Origin of the sequence: Bradyrhizobium sp. HKCCYLRH1030, from assembly GCF_051168395.1 — a bacterium.
GTDB lineage: Bacteria > Pseudomonadota > Alphaproteobacteria > Rhizobiales > Xanthobacteraceae > Bradyrhizobium.
This window is the reverse complement of sequence record NZ_JBNPUY010000006.1, coordinates 96,902-113,655: the sequence shown is the minus strand read 5'-3', so window position 1 is coordinate 113,655 and position 16,754 is coordinate 96,902. Positions and strand designations below refer to the sequence as shown.

Below are 16,754 nucleotides of genomic sequence, written 5' to 3'. Positions count from 1 at the left end.
CTCCGCACAAACTCCGTGCCATCAATGCAGGAGCGGCCTGCGCAAGTCGAGGGTCATCGGGAATTCATTTGTGCGTTCCTCCGGCGGCAGCGCGATTCGTCCCGGAGTGTGGCCGTGACCCTGGAAGCGGGCGAGCCGCCGCGCCTCCGCCTCGTAGGAGTTGATCGGCTTGGTATCGTAGTTGCGGCCGCCGGGATGGGCGACGTGATAGACGCAGCCGCCCAGCGAACGGCCGTTCCAGGTGTCGATCAGGTCGAAGGTCAGCGGCGCATGCACCGGGATCGTCGGGTGCAGGCCGGAGGCCGGCTGCCATGCCTTGAAACGAACCGCCGCCACCGCTTCCGCCGACCGTCCGGTCGAGGTCATCGGCATCCTCCTACCATTGCAGGTGATGAGGTGGCGGCCTTCGATGAAACCTTCGGCTTTGACTTGAAGTCGCTCGACCGAGGAATCGACATAGCGCACGGTGCCGCCCGCGGCGCCTTCCTCGCCCAGCACATGCCAGGGCTCCAGCGCCTGCCGCAGCTCCAGGGTCACGCCGCCATGCTGCACGCGGCCGAAGGTCGGAAAGCGAAATTCGAGCTGCGCCTGGTACCATTCCGGCGAGAAGTCGTAGCCGGACGACCGCAGCTCATCCAGGACATCAAGAAAGTCTTCCCAGATGAAGTGGGGCAGCATGAAGCGGTCGTGCAGTGCCGTGCCCCAACGCACGAACCGGCCGTCCTGCGGCTCGCGCCACAATTTGGCGATCAGCGCACGGATGAGAAGCTGCTGCGCCAGCGACATGCGCGGATCCGGCGGCATTTCCAACGCGCGGAACTCCACGAGTCCGAGCCGGCCCGTCGGTCCCTCCGGCGAGTACAGCTTGTCGATGCAGATTTCCGAGCGGTGGGTATTGCCGGTGATGTCGACGAGCAGATGCCTGAACAGCCGGTCGACCAGCCACAGCGGCACGCTCTGCCCGGTCCTTGGCACGTTGGCGAGCGCGATCTCGAGCTCATAAAGGCTGTCGTGGCGCGCCTCATCGATGCGCGGAGCCTGGCTGGTCGGCCCGATGAACATGCCGGAGAACAAATAAGACAGCGACGGGTGCCGCTGCCAATACAGGACGAGACTCTTCAGCAGATCGGGGCGGCGCAGGAAGGGCGAATCCTGCGGCGAGCTGCCGCCGACGACGACATGATTGCCGCCGCCGGTGCCGGTGTGGCGGCCATCGATCAGGAAGCGATTGGCGCCGAGCCTCACCTTCGCGGCATCCTCATAAAGTCCGAAGGTGATGTCGACCGATTGCCGCCAGCTCGCGGCCGGCTGGATGTTGACCTCGATCACGCCGGGATCGGGCGTCACCTTGATGACCTCGATGCGCGGATCGAACGGCGGTGCATAGCCCTCCACGTGAACCTTGATCTGCATCGACTCGGCCGTCGCTTCGACCGTTGCGACCAGCTCCAGGTAGTCCTCGATGGTTTCGACCGGCGGCATGAACACGCACAGAATGCCATCGCGGATCTCGACCGACATCGCAGTGCGGACGCCGAGCCCTCCCCAGTACTGATACTGAACGTCCTGCTGCGGCTTCGGCGCGCGATCGAGCTTCGGCAGCGGCGGTACCTGCGGCACGATCACCGGACGCCCCTGCGTGAACATCGGCAGCGGCCCGCGCTGCTCCATCGGGTCCTGCTCGTGGACGTACGGGAAATCCTCCGGCGGAATGTAGGCCAGCGAGCCGATCGGCAGCCGCAGACCGAGCGGCGAGTCGCCGGGAATCAGGAACAGGCGCTTGCGCCGCAGGCCCCAGCGCTCGCTGCGCCAGCGCCGGGGCTGCGCATTCCAGCGCTGGATCGGCAGCACGAAGCCGCGCGGAATGTGCAGCCCTTCGTCGAACACCCGCGCCATGCGCGCGCGCTCTTCGGGATCGGCGAGCTTGGAGTCGAGCGCGTCGACGTTCTCGGGCAGCGCGGCTTCCTTCTGCAGCCAATGCGCGGGATCCTCGAACGCGGGCAGCACGTAGTCCGGCTCGAGCCCGAGCGTCTCGGCGGCCGTGTCCAGGAAACGCTCTGCATCCTGGATCGTCGCCCTGCGCGGGCCATCGACGCTGGCGATCAGATCCGGATTGCGCCAGATCGGCTCACCGTCCTTGCGCCAATACAGTCCGAACGCCCAGCGCGGCAGGCTTTCGCCGGGATACCACTTGCCCTGTCCGTAATGCAGCAGGCCACCGGGCGCGAAACGCGCGCGCAGACGCCGGATCAGGCTGTCCGCGAGCCCGCGCTTGGCCGGGCCGACGGCAGCCGTATTCCACTCCGCCGATTCCATGTCGTCGATCGACACGAAGGTCGGCTCGCCGCCCATCGTGAGGCGCACGTCGTTTTCGGCGAGATCGGCATCGACGGCTTCGCCGAGGCGGTCGAGCCGGTCCCACGCCTCATCCGAAAATGGCCGGGTAATCCGCGGCGCTTCGCGGATGCGCCTCACATTCATCTCGAAGTTGAAGTTGACCTCGGCAACTCCGGCACTCCCGCTGATCGGCGCGGCCGAGTGATAGTGGGGAGTCGCTGCAACGGGGATGTGTCCCTCGCCCGCCAGCATGCCCGAGGTGACGTCGAAGCCTATCCATCCAGCGCCGGGCAGATAGACCTCGGCCCAGGCATGCAGATCGGTGAAATCATTCTCGACCTCGACCGGCCCCTCGACCGGATCGATGTCGGGACGAAGCTGAATCAAATAGCCGGAGACGAAGCGAGCGGCGAGCCCGAGATGCCGCAGCGTCTGGATCAGCAGCCACGCCGAGTCGCGGCAGGAGCCGGCGGCCGACGACAGCGTCTCCTCCGGCGTTTGAACGCCAGGCTCCATCCGGATGATATAATGAATCTTTTTCTGCAACTGCGCATTGAGTTCGACGAGATAGTTGACCGTGTTGTCCGCATCGCGGGGAATCGACTTCAAGTATTCCGCGAACAACGGCCCCGGCTCGATCGTCTCGAGATAGGGCGCCAGTTCCACCTTGAGGCCCTCCGGATAGGCGAAGGGAAAACTGTCGGCGTAAGGCTCGACGAAGAAGTCGAACGGATTGATCACGGTCATCTGTGCCGTGAAGTCGACCTCGATTTTGAGTTCGTTCACCTTCTCGGGGAAAACGTAGCGGGCCAGCCAATTGCCTTGCGGATCCTGCTGCCAGTTCACGAAATGGTTGGGCGGCGTGACCTTGAGCGAATAGCTCAGCACGGGGGTCCTGGTATGTGGTGCAGGACGCAGGCGGATGGTCTGCGGGCCCAGTTCGACCGGACGATCGTATTTGTAATGGGTGACGTGATGTAATGCGACGTAGATTGACACGAGGCTTCGGCGCTCCAGCAACTTTTTTAAGCAGAACATTGCTGTGCTTAGGGATCAAGCACTAACAAAGGGCAGAGCTGCCTAATGGACGATCCTAAGCCCGAAAGGCGGCATTTGGACCCCGCCGGCCCAGTTGAGCCGCCCTATCAGGTGTCTCCGCTGCACGCACCGGTCGCTTTTCCGGCCGCTGCGCGCCTCAATCGGGCCCGTCACGAAGAACGAGAGAAGAACAAACAACCTATCCGGCCGCACGCGGAGAGTTGTCCACAGGAAGGCGCGCAGGCGCTCACGGAAGATTGACCAGGTCGTCAAAGCAGGGATTAACCCCGAATGATGAACTAACAAGAACTAATAGCGTTGCATTTGCCGCAATCGCTTGATAGCTCGACTACACATGCTATTTAGGACCATCATTGCCAAAAGGAGAATCAAGTGGCGAAGACAGCTAAGAAGGCAGCTACCAAGAAGTTGGCGCGGAAACCCTACACGCCCGCCGACATCAAGCTGCTGAAGCAGCACTCGAAGTCCAAGACCCCGGTTGCCAAGATCGCCAAGGCGATGAAGCGGACCGAAGGCTCGCTCCGTCAGAAGGCTCTGGCGCTCGGCATCGGCCTGGGCCACCAGCGGTAAATTGCTCGGCGCCGCGGTCGCGCGAGCGTCGGCAGGGCCAGCCCATGACGGACTGCCCACGACAGCCAGCCCATGGCGGCGCGCTCACCTGTCATCTGATCTCAGTTGCGATCCAGTCTCAGTTAACTTGCGATCTCAGCTGCGATCAGATGCCGGGACACCGGACCGCAGCCCCGATAGGGGCCGCCGAATAGCTGAGTGATCCAGCTACATCGTCGCGCCGAGCACCCAGGGCGCGAACTCGGCCCCGCCGAAATCGAAGCTCTCGCTCTTGGTCGGCTGCCCCGAGGCGGTCTTCAACATCAATTCGAAGATGCGCTGGCCGCATTCCTGCACCGTCTCCTCGCCGTCGAGGATGGTGCCGCAATTCACGTCCATGTCGTCTTCCATCCGCTTGTACATCGGCGTGTTGGTCGCGAGCTTGATGGACGGCGCCGGCTTGCAGCCGAACACGCTGCCGCGGCCGGTGGTGAAGCAGACGAGATTGGCGCCGCCGGCCACCTGCCCCGTCGCCGCAACCGGGTCGTAACCGGGCGTGTCCATGAACACGAAGCCCTTCTTGGTGACGGCTTCCGCATAATGCAGCACATCGACCAGATTGGTGCTGCCGGCCTTGGCCATCGCGCCAAGCGACTTCTCGAGAATCGTCGTCAGGCCGCCGGCCTTGTTGCCCGGGCTGGGATTGGCGTTCATCTCCGCCCCTTCACGCGCGGTATACTCTTCCCACCAGCGCATCAGGGAGACGAGTTTCTCGCCGACGTCGCGGCTGACTGCGCGGCGCGTCAGCAGATGCTCGGCGCCGTAGGTCTCGGGCGTCTCCGACAGGATCACTGTGCCACCATGTCGCACCAGCAGATCGCTTGCCGCACCGAGCGCCGGATTGGCCGAGATGCCGGAATAGCCGTCGGACCCACCACATTGAAGGGCGACAGTCAGCTCGCTGGCCGGAACCGTCTCGCGCTTGACCCTGTTGGCGTCGGCGAGCGCTTCCCTGACGAAAGCGATGCCGGCCTCGACGGTCTTGCGGGTGCCGCCGACCTCCTGGATGTCCATGGCGCGCAGGCGGCCGGCGAGCTTCTGCTCCTCCATCAATCCGCCGATCTGATTGGCCTCGCAACCAAGGCCGAGCACGATCACCGCAGAGAAGTTCGCGTGCCGCGCGTAGCCGCCGAGGGTTCGCCGCAGCAGCTTCAGCGGCTCGTCGAGCGTCATGCCGCAGCCGGTCTTGTGCGTCAGCGCCACGACGCCGTCGACGTTCGGGAAGTCGGCGAGCGGATCGTCACCGGTGAAGGGATTGCGCTTGAACACGTCGGCAACGAGGCCCGCGACATGCGCGCTGCAGTTCACCGAGGTCAGAATGCCGATGTAGTTGCGGGTCGCGACCCGGCCATCGGGCCGGCGAATGCCCTCGAACGTCGCCGGAAGATCGAAATTCGGCGTCGGCTTCACGTCGACGCCATAGGCGTAGTCCTTGGCGAAATCGCCCATGCCGCAGTTCTGTGTATGAACGTGCTGCCCGGGCGCGATCGGCGCGGTCGCGAAGCCGATGATCTGGCCGTAGCGGCGGATGGGCTCGCCCTGCGCGATCGGACGCACCGCGACCTTATGCCCCGCCGGAATGCGGTCCACCGTGGCCACGCCATCGGCAACCGCGAGGCCGGGCGGCAGACTCGCACGCGCGATCAGGACGCTGTCCTCGGGATGAAGACGGATGACGGGGGCGGGAGCCATGGCAGTCTCTCTTCGTTTGTATCGGTAGGTCGCAAACAGGCATGCAAATAGCGAGTTGCGAATAGCGAATGAATGAATCCCCTATTCGCTACTCCCTATTCGCAATTCGCCTCAGGCCTTGCCGCCGGAGTCTTTGCGGGTCTGCGCGACCTGCTGGCGGGCATAGACCTGCATCAGGCCGACCTCGTTCGACAAGGTCACGAGCTTGAAGCCCATGTTGATGGCGCGGACCGCACCCTCGGCGCCGCTGCAGTGAATGCCGGGATTGAGCCCACGCTTGCCACACTCCTTCACGATCTTCTCATAGATCTTGAGGATTTCCGGCTCGTCACGATCAAGCTTCGGCACCAGGCCATAGGAAAAGCCGAGATCGGAGGGCCCGATATAGACGCCGTCGATGCCTTCGACATCGAGAATGGCTTCCATGTTCTCGACCGCGGTCCTGGTCTCCATCATCGGCAGCAGCACGATCTCGTCGTTGGCCGTCTTCTGATACTCGCCCGCACCACCATACATGCCCGAGCGGATCGGACCGTTGGAGCGCACACCCTTCGGCGGATATTTGGAATAGGAAACGAGGTTGCGCGCTTCCTGCGCTGTGTTGACCATCGGGCAGATGACACCATAGGCGCCACCATCGAGCACCTTGCCGATGATGCCGGGCTCATTCCACGGCACGCGCACCATCGGCGTGACCGGATGGCCATGCATGGCCTGGAAGCATTGCACCATCGACAGATAGTCCTGCACCCCGTGCTGCATGTCCACGGTGACGCTGTCGAAGCCGCACTGAGCCACGACCTCCGCGGAGAAGCCCGAGGGGATCGCGAGCCAGGCATTCACCACCGTCTTGCCTTCGGCCCAGAGTTGCTTGACCTTATTGTTCGCCACGACTGCGTTTCCTTCCCTTGTTGTTCAACCGATCCGTCTCGTTAGAATGCGTTCTCGCCGATGGCGCAACGCAATGCAATCCCGCTCAATCTGAGCATGGATGCTTCGCACCACCCGCAGTCACACTGATTTCACGATGTCGCCCGCTGAATGCTCGCTTCGCTGACACCCACTTCGCGTGCCGTGTTCACTATTGCCGCCCAGGTGTCATCGGGCAAGGGCACGCCATTGGCCGTACGCTCGGCCCGCATCTTGCGCTCGGGATCGCCCGGCACCAGCACCTGATCAACGCCGGAGACCGGCTTGGTCGCCCGGATGAAATCCGTATAGCGGGTGATCTCACCATCAAAGAAGCTCGCCGGATCGACCACCTTCGGGTCGATGTAGATCGCGAGCATGCCGTTGGCAAAGCGCCGATTTGCCGACGTCGCCCCGGTGCCGGTCAAGGCGCCGCCGAGCAGCTCGCAGATGAAGGCGAGACCAGAGCCCTTGTGCTCGCCGAAGGCGCGGATCGCTCCCGTCCCCTTGGTGTGGTCGCGCGTCCCCTCGGCCTCATAGGGTCCATAGAGCACCGCCGGATCCTCGCTGAGCGTCCCGTCGGCATCGATCAAGGCGCCCTTGGGCAGCTTCTTGCCGCCGCGGCTCGCCACCAAGACCTTTCCCTCGGCCACGATCGAGGTCGCGAAATCGAGCACGATGGGATCCTTTCCCTGGCGCGGGATGCCGACACAATATGGCGCGGTGGAGAACCGCTTCTCGACTCCGCCATAGGGCGCCACCAGCAGTGAACCTGCGGCCGTGACGAAATGAATGGAGACGAGCCCCTCGGCGGCGGCCATTTCCGCCCAGTCGCCGACCCGGCCGAGATGGCCGGAATTGCGCAGCGCCAACGCGGCCAAGCCGCTCTTCTTGCAACGCTCGATGCCGATCCTCACGGCCTGTGGTGTCACGGTCTGGCCGTAGCCGAACTTGCCGTCGACGACCACCAGCGACGGGGTGTCGACCACGACCTCTGCGGTCTGGTTGGGCACGATCGAACCCATCTTCTGCCAACGGATATAGACGGGCACCCGGATCACACCATGGCTGTCATGCCCTGTCAGGTTGGCCGTCGTCAGATAGGTCGCGATCCGGCGGGCCTCCTCCGGCGAGGAATTGGCGTGTTCGAAGACGTCGGCAACGAAATCGATGAGATGCGCAACCTTGATAGTGACCATGACAACTCGCGGGTTCGATCAGCATGCGAAAACAGAGTTAGCATGGTTTGCCATGCCTGCGACGCACGCCCTCTCCGCTCGACTGCATCGCTTCTTATCAAAACGCCGAACGGCCTGCCAAGCATGAGACCGCGCCATTGCGCTTGGTCCGCGGCATATCAGCCGTCGTCGGAGACGTCGAGATCGCCGCCGATGCTCTGCTCCAGCTCGCCCAGCATCTTGTGCAATGCGGCAAGCTTGCGGGCGCCATACCGGCTGGCAATCGATGCATAGATCGCCTCTGAGCTCGGCGCGACCTGTGCGATAAGCTTCATGCCCTTGGCCGAGATCGACAACACGCCCCTGCGCATGTCGCGGCTATCGACTTCGCGCTGAATCAAGCCGCGCGCCTCGAGATCGCGCAGGATGCGGGACAGGCTGGGCCCGAGCAGGAACGCGACCCGCGCCAGCTCCGTCACCTCGATCACATCGACCGCCGCCAGCGCGCGCAAGATGCGCCATTGCTGCTCGGTCAGGCCGTGCTGTCGCAGATTGGGGCGAAACTGCCGCATCACGGCCTCACGCGCCCGCAACAAGGCCATCGGCAGCGACTGCGAGAAGTCGCGCATCGGCACCTTGCGCGCCTCCTTCGCAGCCTGCCTGGCGACCTTGGCCCTGGTCTCGCTCACATCAATCTCCTCAATCTCCCGTGGGCCATCCTGAACATTTGCACTGCAGCAAACGTCCTTTCGGTTTGCCGACTGAAACTTAACATGTTAATCATCTGTCGCCATCTCTTTTTTCTGAGCGATAGACCATGCCTCTTGCGAGCGACCAGATTCATAGCTGCGCCTTACGCCTGGATCAGGCCGAAAAGAGCCGCCGCCAGATCAGGCAGTTGTCGCAGGAGTTTCCCGATATCACCATCGCAGATGCCTATGCGATCCAGGAGGCCTGGATCAGCATCAAGGTGGCCGCGGGCCGCGTCATCAAGGGTCACAAGATCGGGTTGACATCGAAGGCGATGCAGAGCGCGCTGAACATCGATGAACCGGATTCGGGCGTGCTGCTCGACGACATGTTCTTTGCCGATGGCGGGCTGGTGCCGTCCGACCGCTTCATCGCGACGCGTATCGAGGCGGAGCTTGCCTTCGTCATGAAGCACCGTCTGTCTGGACCGGACTGCACCTTGTTCGACGTACTCAACGCGACGGATTTCGTGGTGCCGGCACTCGAGATCCTGGATACGCGGATCGAGCGGGTGGATCCCGCGACCAAGGCGACCCGCAAGATCTTCGATACGATCGCCGACAACGCCGCAAATGCCGGCATCGTGCTCGGCGGCCGGCCGCTGCGGCCGCTCGATGCCGACCTGCGCTGGATCGGCGCACTCTGTTATAAGAACGGTCAACTGGAAGAGACCGGCTTGGCCGCCGGCGTGCTGAACAACCCGGCAACGGCCGTTGCGTGGCTCGCCAACAAGATCGCGGCAAATGGATTCGCGCTGGAGCCGGGACAGGTGGTCCTTGCCGGCTCGTTCATCCGGCCGATCGAGGCGCGCAAGGGCGACACGATCCAGGCCGACTACGGCTCGTATGGGACGGTGAGCTGTTACTTCGCCTGAAGCCTGCCCCGGAGCGACCGCATCATGCCGCATTTCAGCATCGAATACTCCGCCAATCTCGACGCCTTTGTCGTGATGGCCAACGTCTGCGAAGTGGTCCGCAAGGCCGCCAGCGAGACCGGGATCTTTCCGATCGGCGGCATCCGCGTGCGCGCGATCCGCTGCGAGCACTACGCGATCGCCGACGGCAAGCCCGACTCCGCCTTCCTCGCCATGCTGCTGCGGCTCGGCGAAGGCCGCGACCTCGCGGCACGGCAGAAGGCCGGCGAGCACGTCTTCAAGGCACTCTCGGCGTATCTCGATCCGGTCTTCGCAAGCACCAAGTTCGCATTGTCCTTCGACATGCAGATCAACGACGCCGCGACCAGCTGGAAGCGCAACAACATCCACGACGCCCTGAAAGCGGAGGCATCCCATGGATAAGGCCAGCCCCAAGACCGACATCTACAAGGCCAATCTCGACCGTGCCGCTCCCCTGCTCGCGAAGCTGAAGGACGAGGGCATCGGCCACTTCATCGACGGCAAGGTGGTGCCGGCGATCTCGGGCGCGACGTTCGAGACGAAGTCCCCGATCGACGGCACTGTTCTGGCCAAGGTCGCTCGCGGCAATGCAGAGGACATCGACCGCGCGGCGACATCGGCCGCACTCGCCTTCAGATCCTGGCGCGACATGGCGCCGGCGATGCGGCGCAAGCTGCTGCATCGCGTGGCCGACGCGATCGAGGACCATGCCGACGACATCGCCGTGCTCGAATGCATCGACACCGGGCAGGCCTATCGCTTCATGGCCAAGGCCGCGGTCCGCGCGGCGGAAAACTTCCGCTTCTTCGCCGACAAATGCACCGAGGCGCGTGACGGCCTGAGTACGCCGAGCGACGAGCATTGGAACATCTCGACGCGGGTGCCGATCGGCCCGGTCGGCGTGATCACGCCATGGAACACGCCGTTCATGCTGTCGACCTGGAAGATCGCCCCGGCGCTCGCGGCCGGCTGCACGGTCGTACACAAGCCGGCGGAATGGTCGCCGATCACGGCGCAGTGGCTGGCCAAGCTCGCCAAGGACGCCGGCATTCCCGACGGCGTCCTCAACACCGTTCATGGCTTCGGGGAGGAGGCCGGCAAGGCGCTGACCGAGCATCCCGCGATCAAGGCAATCGGCTTCGTCGGCGAGAGCTCGACGGGATCTGCGATCATGGCGCAGGGCGCACCGACCCTGAAGCGGGTGCATTTCGAGCTCGGCGGCAAGAACCCGGTGATCGTGTTCGACGATGCCGATCTCGACCGCGCGCTCGACGCCGTCGTGTTCATGATCTACTCGCTCAACGGTGAGCGCTGCACCTCATCCAGCCGCCTGCTGGTGCAGCAGAGCATCGCCGAGACCTTCACGGCCAAGCTTGCGGCGCGCGTGCGTGCGCTGAAAGTGGGTCATCCGCTCGATCCCGCCACCGAGATCGGGCCGCTGATCCACGAGCGGCATCTCGCCAAGGTCTGCTCCTATGTCGACGTTGCACGCGAGGACGGTGCGATCATCGCCGTCGGCGGCAAGCGGTTCGACGGCCCGGGCGGCGGGCATTACGTCGAGCCGACGCTGGTGACCGGCGCGCGCCAGACCATGCGCGTGGCGCAAGAAGAGGTGTTCGGGCCGTTTCTCACCGTGATCCCGTTCCGCGACGAGGCTGACGCGATCGCGGTCGCCAATGACGTGCAATACGGCCTCACCGGCTATGTCTGGACCGGCGACATGGGCCGCGCGCTGCGCGTCGCCGACGCGCTGGAAGCCGGCATGATCTGGCTGAACTCGGAGAATGTCCGCCACCTGCCAACCCCGTTCGGCGGCATGAAGGCATCGGGCATCGGCCGCGACGGCGGCGACTATTCGTTCGACTTCTACATGGAGACCAAGCACGTCTCGCTCGCCCGCGGCACCCACAAGATCCAGCGGCTCGGCGTCTAAGGAGAACTGCCCATGACCTCCCCTCGCCTCGCCACCTATGCCGTCGATGGTTCGGTCCGCTACGGGCTCGTGACCGACACCGGCCTCGTCGATCTCTCCGCGCGGTTCGCCAGGGATTATCCGACCTTGCGCGAGGTGATCGCCGCGGGCGCCCTGCCCCGGTTGATCGATGCCGCAGCCGGGCTGTCGCCCGATCACGGCCTCGATGCCATCACCTGGCTGCCGCCGATTGCTTCGCCGGAGAAGATCATCTGCATCGGCGTCAACTATCCGGACCGCAATGCCGAATACAAGGATGGCCAGGACGCGCCGAAATATCCGTCGATGTTCATGCGGACGCCGCGCTCCTTCGTCGGCCATGAAACGCCCCTGGTGCGTCCCCGCGCCTCGCCGCAGCTCGACTATGAAGGCGAGCTCGTGCTGATCATCGGCAAGGCCGGCCGTCACATCCCGGAGGCCCAGGCGCTGGATCACATCGCCGCACTCACGCTTTGCAACGAGGGCACCATCCGCGACTGGGTGCGGCATGCCAAGTTCAACGTCACACAAGGCAAGAACTTCGATTCGACCGGCAGCCTCGGGCCTTGGATCGTGCCCTACACGAATGAGAGCCAGATTGCCGATATCCGGCTGACGACGCGCGTCAATGGCGAGTTGCGCCAGGACGACCGCACGTCACGGCTGATCTTCGGCTTCCGCTACCTCATCAACTACATCTCGACCTTCACCACGCTCGTCCCCGGTGACGTGATCGTGACGGGCACGCCCACCGGCGCCGGTGCACGGTTCGATCCGCCGCGTTATCTGAAGCCCGGCGACGTCATCGAGATCGAAGCCGAGGGCGTCGGCACCTTGCGCAATGGCGTCGTCGACGAAGCTCTGTAAAGTCAGCAACGGAATGTCAGCATGACCACCATGACCGGCGGCGAAGCCATCGTCAGCGGGCTCGTCGCCCACGGCGTCGACACCGTGTTCGGCCTGCCTGGAGCGCAGGTCTATGGCCTGTTCGATGCCTTCCACCAGGCGCAGCTCAAGGTCGTCGGCGCCCGCCACGAACAGGCCTGCGGCTACATGGCGTTCGGCTATGCCCGCGCCAGCGGCAGGCCCGGCGTGTTCAGCGTCGTGCCGGGTCCCGGCGTGCTCAACGCCGGCGCGGCACTGCTCACCGCCTTCGGCTGCAACGAACCGGTGCTTTGTCTCACGGGCCAGGTGCCGACCGACTATCTCGGCCGCGGCCGCGGCCATCTGCACGAGATGCCGGACCAGCTCGCGACCCTGCGCACCTTCGTCAAATGGGCCGAGCGCATCGAATACCCCGACAGCGCGCCGACGCAGGTCGCGCGCGCGTTCCAGGAGATGATGTCGGGGCGGCGCGGCCCCGCTGCGCTCGAGATGCCGTGGGACGTGTTCACGCAGAAGGCGGCCACCGCCGCGGCGATGCCGCTGGCACGGTTCGCGCCGCCGCAGCCCGATCCCGACCGCATCGCCAAGGCGGCCGGGCTGATCACGTCCGCGAAGGCGCCGATGATCTTCGTCGGCTCAGGCGCAATCGAGGCGCGCGAGGACATCCTCGAGCTCGCCGAGATGATCGACGCGCCGGTCGTCGCCTTCCGGTCCGGGCGCGGCATCGTCTCCAATGCACACGAGCTCGGACTGACGATGGCTGCTGCCTACAAGCTCTGGCCGGCGACCGATCTGATGATCGGCATCGGCACCCGCATGGAGCTGCCGACCACGTTCCGCTGGCCGTTCAAGCCGGATGGATTGAAGTCGATCCGCATCGACATCGACCCGGTGGAGATGCGGCGCCTGATCGTCGACGCCGGCATCGTCGCCGATGCCAAGGCGGGCACGGCCGCGCTCGTCGCTGCTGTGAGCAAGGCGGGGTACCGCAAGAGCTCGGGACGCCGCGCCGCGATCCGGGAGGTCACCGCAGCGACCTTGCAGGAGATCCAGAAGGTACAGCCGCAGATGGCCTATCTGAACGTGCTCCGCGAGGTGCTGCCGCGCGACGCCATCGTCACCGACGAACTGTCGCAGGTCGGCTTCGCCTCCTGGTACGGCTTTCCCGTCTACGAGCCGCGCACCTTCATCACCTCGGGCTATCAGGGCACGCTCGGCGCGGGTTTTCCCACCGCGCTCGGTGCCAAGGTGGCGCATCCCGACAGACCTGTGATCGCGATCACCGGCGATGGCGGTTTCATGTTCGCCGTGCAGGAGCTGGCGACTGCCGTGCAATACAACATCGGCGTCGTCACCCTGGTGTTCAACAACAATTCCTATGGCAATGTCCGGCGCGACCAGCGTGAGCGCTTCGACGGCCGCGTCGTCGCCTCCGATCTCGTCAATCCGGATTTCGTCACGCTCGCCGAATCCTTCGGCGTCGCCGCCAGCAAGGTCACGTCACCCGATCAGTTCAAATCCGCGCTCGAGACGGCGCTGGCGCATGGCGGGCCATATCTGATCGACATCGAGGTGCCGCGCGACTCCGAGGTCTCGCCCTGGGCCTTCATCCATCCGTCGAAGCCTCCAGGGATCTGATCGACCTCACGGCGGGGACGCGCGGCGTCCCTGCAATCCGGCGGCGGCCATCGCCAGCAGGCCCGCGCCGGCCACGAGCCAGCACGCGACCGGCGCCCACTGCACCAGCGGCGCATAGTCTGGCAACTTCTGCAGACCGCCGGCGACGGCAGCGATCCGCGCGAAGGTTGCCAGCGCCAGCGCCGAGAACACGAGCCCGGTCACCTTGCCCTCGGCGCCGTTCGTCCCGATCGCGAGCGCCGCGGAAATGGCGCTCATCATCATGCAGCCCCAGGCCGCCCCGGCGATGAACTGCGCCACGATCAGCACGGTCAATGCGCCCGCGAGCTCGGCGATCACGATCGCGAGCGCACCGAGCAGACCGGCGAATCCCATCACGATGAGCCCGCCGCGATGCTTGACGACCACGCTGGCCGGGAACAGCACGAGGTTGAAGCCGATCCAGAACACCGGCATCAGCCAGGAAAGGTCCTCCGGCCTGGCGAAGCGGAGATAGAAGGCCGAGCTGTTGATGCTGAAATGCAGCTGGTAGCCGAGCGCGAGGATCACCATGGCGCCGATGAACAGCAGGGGCAGTCCCCGCAGTGGCCTGGGCTCGAGCTTGGCCGCTGCTTGCGCTGCCCGACCGCTATCCTGCGGAATGCGCGAGAGACCGAGCGCCGTCAGCAGCAGCACGGCCGATGAGATGACGAACGGCAGGCGCGGATCGTAGTCGCGCAGGATCACGCCGAGATAGGGCGACACGGCGCCGGCCACGCCATAGCCGAGCATGACCAGCGCTGCCAGGAACGGAATGGCCGGCCGGGCCGCATGGCGCCCGAGCAGCGTCAAGGGCGGCGCGCGCAAGACCGACGAGGTCAGCGCCCAGATCGCGATCAGTCCGATGAAGACCGCTGGACCTGCGGACGCCGCCACGAAAGGCAGCGCGACAAAGGCGGCGCAGGATACCGCAGTCAGCAGGCCGATGAAGAGACCGAACCGCGCGGCGGCGCGCCCGATGCGATCGGCCGCAAGTCCCATCGCGGTATCGGACAATGTGAAGATCGCCTGGTCCAGCATCAGGATCAGAACGACGGCGGAGGGCGCGATGCCGGCCTGGGCGGCGAGCTTCGGCAGATAGATCACGTAGGTCGTCCACAGCAGCGTGAACACCAGCTGCAGCAGCGCAAGGTGAAGTCCTATTCGCGCCGCCGCAGGCGCCCGCTCGTCCGCAAGTTCGACAGTGCTCATGGCCCCTCTCCCGGGCGCAGCATAGAGCCAGGGATGCCCGCTGCAAAATGAGGAACGTCACAGAGCGGCCAGGACTATCGGGCGCGGCGGAACGTCAGGTTGATGCGCCGGCGGCCGAGCCGAGCATGCTCGCCATCGGCGAGCGGCGCGACGCCGTGAAAGGCGAGCCGCGCCGGGCCGCCCCAGACGACGACGTCGCCATGGGCCAGCCGATAGCGTTGCGTCTTGTCGGAGCGCTTGAGGCCGCCGAACAGGAACGTCGCGGGAAGGCCCAATGACACCGAGACGATCGGCGCGCCGACGTCGCGCTCGTCGCGATCCTGATGCAGCGACATCTTGGCGCCGGGCTCGTAGCAATTGATCAGGCAGGCATCGGGCGCGAAGGCGGCAAAGCCTGCCTCGCTCGCCGCCTGCTCGGCGAGCTGTCGCAACAGCGGCGGCATCGCCGGCCACCTCTGTCCGCTGTCTGGATCAACGGGATCGTAGCGATAGCCGCTGCGGTCCGTCACCCAGCCGACCGAGCCGCAATTCGTCATGGCCACCGACATCTGGTGCCCCCGCCGGGCGTGATCATCCGGCGGAACGGCGCCTGCGCGGTGATCGCCTCGATCGCGGCCAGAAGCTCCGTCGCATGTGGCTGCGCAAAACCACGCAGCAGCACCGCGCCGGGCGCGAGCGGCTCGCGCGCCGGTCCGGCGATCTCAAATCCATCGAACAGATCCGTCATATGCTACTTCGCATCGTGAAAGATCACGCCGAGCGTATGCCGCCGGCCGGAACGCAGCCGGCTCACGCCATGACGCATGTTGACACGGTAGCTGCCGCGCGTGCCCTGGACCGGGCGATTGTGGACCGCGAACACCACCGCATCGCCCTGCCGGAGCGGCACCACCTCGGCGCGCGACTGCATGCGCGGCCGCTGCTCGGTCAGCACGAACTCGCCTCCCTCGAAATCGCGCCCCGGCTCCGACAGCAGGATCGCGACCTGCAGCGGAAACACGTGCTCGCCATAGAGATCCTGGTGCAGGCAGTTGTAGTCGCCCTCGACATATTGCAGCAAGAGCGGCGTTGGCCGCGTCTGGCCGGCCTCATGACAGCGCGCCAGGAAGTCGTCGTGCTCGGCGGGAAATTGGATGTCGATCCCCATCGTCGCATTCCAGCGGTTGGCGATCGCCACCAGATGCGAATAGAGCCGCGGCCGCAACTGCGCGATCGGATCGGGCAGCGGATAACTGAAATATTTGTACTCGCCGCGGCCGAAACCATGCCGCGCCATGACGACGCGGCTGCGGAAGTGCCGGTCGTCCGGATAGAGCGCCGCCAGGGCGCGGCAATCCTCCGACGACAGCAGCTGCGTCAACACGGCGCAGCCGCTGGAATCGAGATCGCGTTCGACCATCGCCCAATCGAGCTGGTCGATCCCGATCGCGGCGGGAGTATCGATGTCGAGCGCAGCCTGTTTGAGCCTGGTCATTCGGACATTCCAGCTGTCATTCCGGAGCGGCGCGAAGCGACGAGCCCGGAATCCATACGTACGATCGTGGTCATGTATTCCGCGCCTGCGCGCAAGGGCGCGCATCCCGGAATGACGACAGTGTTACGGAGTGGCCAGCGGGGCACC

13 protein-coding genes and 1 pseudogene are annotated in these 16,754 nt (G+C 65.0%); 6 read left to right on the top strand and 8 right to left on the bottom strand.

The features are described from left to right. Positions 1-21: 21 nt before the first annotated feature. Complete coding sequence (locus ACQR1E_RS18950; protein WP_434897422.1) at positions 22-3,336, bottom strand: DUF2126 domain-containing protein; 3,315 nt, start codon at positions 3,334-3,336, stop codon at positions 22-24. A 432-nt stretch (positions 3,337-3,768) separates the two neighbouring features. Here ACQR1E_RS18950 and ACQR1E_RS18945 point away from each other — a divergent pair, with 432 nt between their 5' ends. Beyond that, a complete protein-coding gene (locus tag ACQR1E_RS18945; protein WP_008964013.1) occupies positions 3,769-3,966 on the top strand; it encodes a hypothetical protein in 198 nt (65 codons plus the stop codon). 207 nt (positions 3,967-4,173) lie between these two features. Here ACQR1E_RS18945 and ACQR1E_RS18940 read toward each other — a convergent pair whose 3' ends face one another. The 4 genes from ACQR1E_RS18940 to hpaR all read right to left on the bottom strand — a co-directional run bounded on the left by ACQR1E_RS18940 (position 4,174) and on the right by hpaR (position 8,413). Continuing rightward, positions 4,174-5,697, bottom strand: coding sequence for a UxaA family hydrolase (locus tag ACQR1E_RS18940; protein ID WP_434897421.1), 1,524 nt, complete (start codon positions 5,695-5,697; stop codon positions 4,174-4,176). A gap of 111 nt (positions 5,698-5,808) precedes the next feature. Beyond that, positions 5,809-6,588 carry an HpcH/HpaI aldolase family protein gene (locus tag ACQR1E_RS18935; protein WP_315714912.1) on the bottom strand — a complete coding sequence of 260 codons (780 nt, stop codon included), beginning with the start codon at positions 6,586-6,588 and terminating at the stop codon, positions 5,809-5,811. A 131-nt stretch (positions 6,589-6,719) separates the two neighbouring features. Then, positions 6,720-7,805, bottom strand: a complete 1,086-nt coding sequence (locus tag ACQR1E_RS18930) for a malate/lactate/ureidoglycolate dehydrogenase (protein ID WP_316185195.1) — start codon at positions 7,803-7,805, stop codon at positions 6,720-6,722. Between the two features lie 158 nt (positions 7,806-7,963). Further along, the gene (gene hpaR / locus ACQR1E_RS18925; RefSeq protein ID WP_434897504.1) at positions 7,964-8,413 is read right to left on the bottom strand and encodes a homoprotocatechuate degradation operon regulator HpaR; all 450 of its coding nucleotides are present in this window, start codon (positions 8,411-8,413) and stop codon (positions 7,964-7,966) included. 188 nt (positions 8,414-8,601) lie between these two features. On the opposite strand from hpaR, the gene hpaH reads away from it, so the two are divergent. Genes hpaH through ACQR1E_RS18900 form a run of 5 tightly spaced genes read left to right on the top strand, consistent with a single transcriptional unit; the run spans position 8,602 to position 13,903 of the window. Beyond that, positions 8,602-9,408 carry a 2-oxo-hept-4-ene-1,7-dioate hydratase gene (gene hpaH / locus ACQR1E_RS18920; RefSeq protein ID WP_315826357.1) on the top strand — a complete coding sequence of 269 codons (807 nt, stop codon included), beginning with the start codon at positions 8,602-8,604 and terminating at the stop codon, positions 9,406-9,408. A 24-nt stretch (positions 9,409-9,432) separates the two neighbouring features. Beyond that, complete coding sequence (locus ACQR1E_RS18915) at positions 9,433-9,831, top strand: 5-carboxymethyl-2-hydroxymuconate Delta-isomerase (protein ID WP_315826358.1); 399 nt, start codon at positions 9,433-9,435, stop codon at positions 9,829-9,831. Further along, positions 9,824-11,362 carry a 5-carboxymethyl-2-hydroxymuconate semialdehyde dehydrogenase gene (gene hpaE / locus ACQR1E_RS18910; protein ID WP_316202250.1) on the top strand — a complete coding sequence of 513 codons (1,539 nt, stop codon included), beginning with the start codon at positions 9,824-9,826 and terminating at the stop codon, positions 11,360-11,362. Before ACQR1E_RS18915 ends, hpaE begins: the two co-directional genes overlap by 8 nt. Before the next feature lie 12 nt (positions 11,363-11,374). Beyond that, positions 11,375-12,247: a fumarylacetoacetate hydrolase family protein gene (locus tag ACQR1E_RS18905; RefSeq protein ID WP_316170568.1), complete on the top strand. Its 873-nt coding sequence runs from the start codon at positions 11,375-11,377 to the stop codon at positions 12,245-12,247. Positions 12,248-12,268: 21 nt separating this feature from the next. Continuing rightward, positions 12,269-13,903, top strand: coding sequence for a thiamine pyrophosphate-dependent enzyme (locus ACQR1E_RS18900; RefSeq protein ID WP_315749207.1), 1,635 nt, complete (start codon positions 12,269-12,271; stop codon positions 13,901-13,903). Positions 13,904-13,909: 6 nt separating this feature from the next. On the opposite strand, the gene ACQR1E_RS18895 is transcribed toward ACQR1E_RS18900, so the two are convergent. From ACQR1E_RS18895 to ACQR1E_RS18885, 3 genes and pseudogenes are all read right to left on the bottom strand, one after another. Further along, the gene (locus tag ACQR1E_RS18895; RefSeq protein ID WP_315714920.1) at positions 13,910-15,133 is read right to left on the bottom strand and encodes an MFS transporter; all 1,224 of its coding nucleotides are present in this window, start codon (positions 15,131-15,133) and stop codon (positions 13,910-13,912) included. Between the two features lie 74 nt (positions 15,134-15,207). Next, positions 15,208-15,860, bottom strand: a pseudogene (alkB, locus tag ACQR1E_RS18890) (DNA oxidative demethylase AlkB). A 3-nt stretch (positions 15,861-15,863) separates the two neighbouring features. Beyond that, positions 15,864-16,607, bottom strand: coding sequence for a 2OG-Fe(II) oxygenase (locus ACQR1E_RS18885; RefSeq protein WP_315714922.1), 744 nt, complete (start codon positions 16,605-16,607; stop codon positions 15,864-15,866). Positions 16,608-16,754: the final 147 nt, after the last annotated feature.

What these genes read in the sequence shown, in the direction of transcription:
- ACQR1E_RS18930 (WP_316185195.1), bottom strand. Translation starts at nt 7,805, where the DNA reads ATGGTCACTATCAAGGTTGCGCATCTCATCGATTTCGTTGCCGACGTC.
- hpaR (WP_434897504.1), bottom strand. Translation starts at nt 8,413, where the DNA reads ATGCGCGACTTCTCGCAGTCGCTGCCGATGGCCTTGTTGCGGGCGCGT.
- ACQR1E_RS18900 (WP_315749207.1), top strand. Translation starts at nt 12,269, where the DNA reads ATGACCACCATGACCGGCGGCGAAGCCATCGTCAGCGGGCTCGTCGCC.
- ACQR1E_RS18915 (WP_315826358.1), top strand. Translation starts at nt 9,433, where the DNA reads ATGCCGCATTTCAGCATCGAATACTCCGCCAATCTCGACGCCTTTGTC.
- ACQR1E_RS18895 (WP_315714920.1), bottom strand. Translation starts at nt 15,133, where the DNA reads ATGAGCACTGTCGAACTTGCGGACGAGCGGGCGCCTGCGGCGGCGCGA.
- ACQR1E_RS18940 (WP_434897421.1), bottom strand. Translation starts at nt 5,697, where the DNA reads ATGGCTCCCGCCCCCGTCATCCGTCTTCATCCCGAGGACAGCGTCCTG.
- ACQR1E_RS18885 (WP_315714922.1), bottom strand. Translation starts at nt 16,607, where the DNA reads ATGACCAGGCTCAAACAGGCTGCGCTCGACATCGATACTCCCGCCGCG.
- hpaE (WP_316202250.1), top strand. Translation starts at nt 9,824, where the DNA reads ATGGATAAGGCCAGCCCCAAGACCGACATCTACAAGGCCAATCTCGAC.
- ACQR1E_RS18905 (WP_316170568.1), top strand. Translation starts at nt 11,375, where the DNA reads ATGACCTCCCCTCGCCTCGCCACCTATGCCGTCGATGGTTCGGTCCGC.
- hpaH (WP_315826357.1), top strand. Translation starts at nt 8,602, where the DNA reads ATGCCTCTTGCGAGCGACCAGATTCATAGCTGCGCCTTACGCCTGGAT.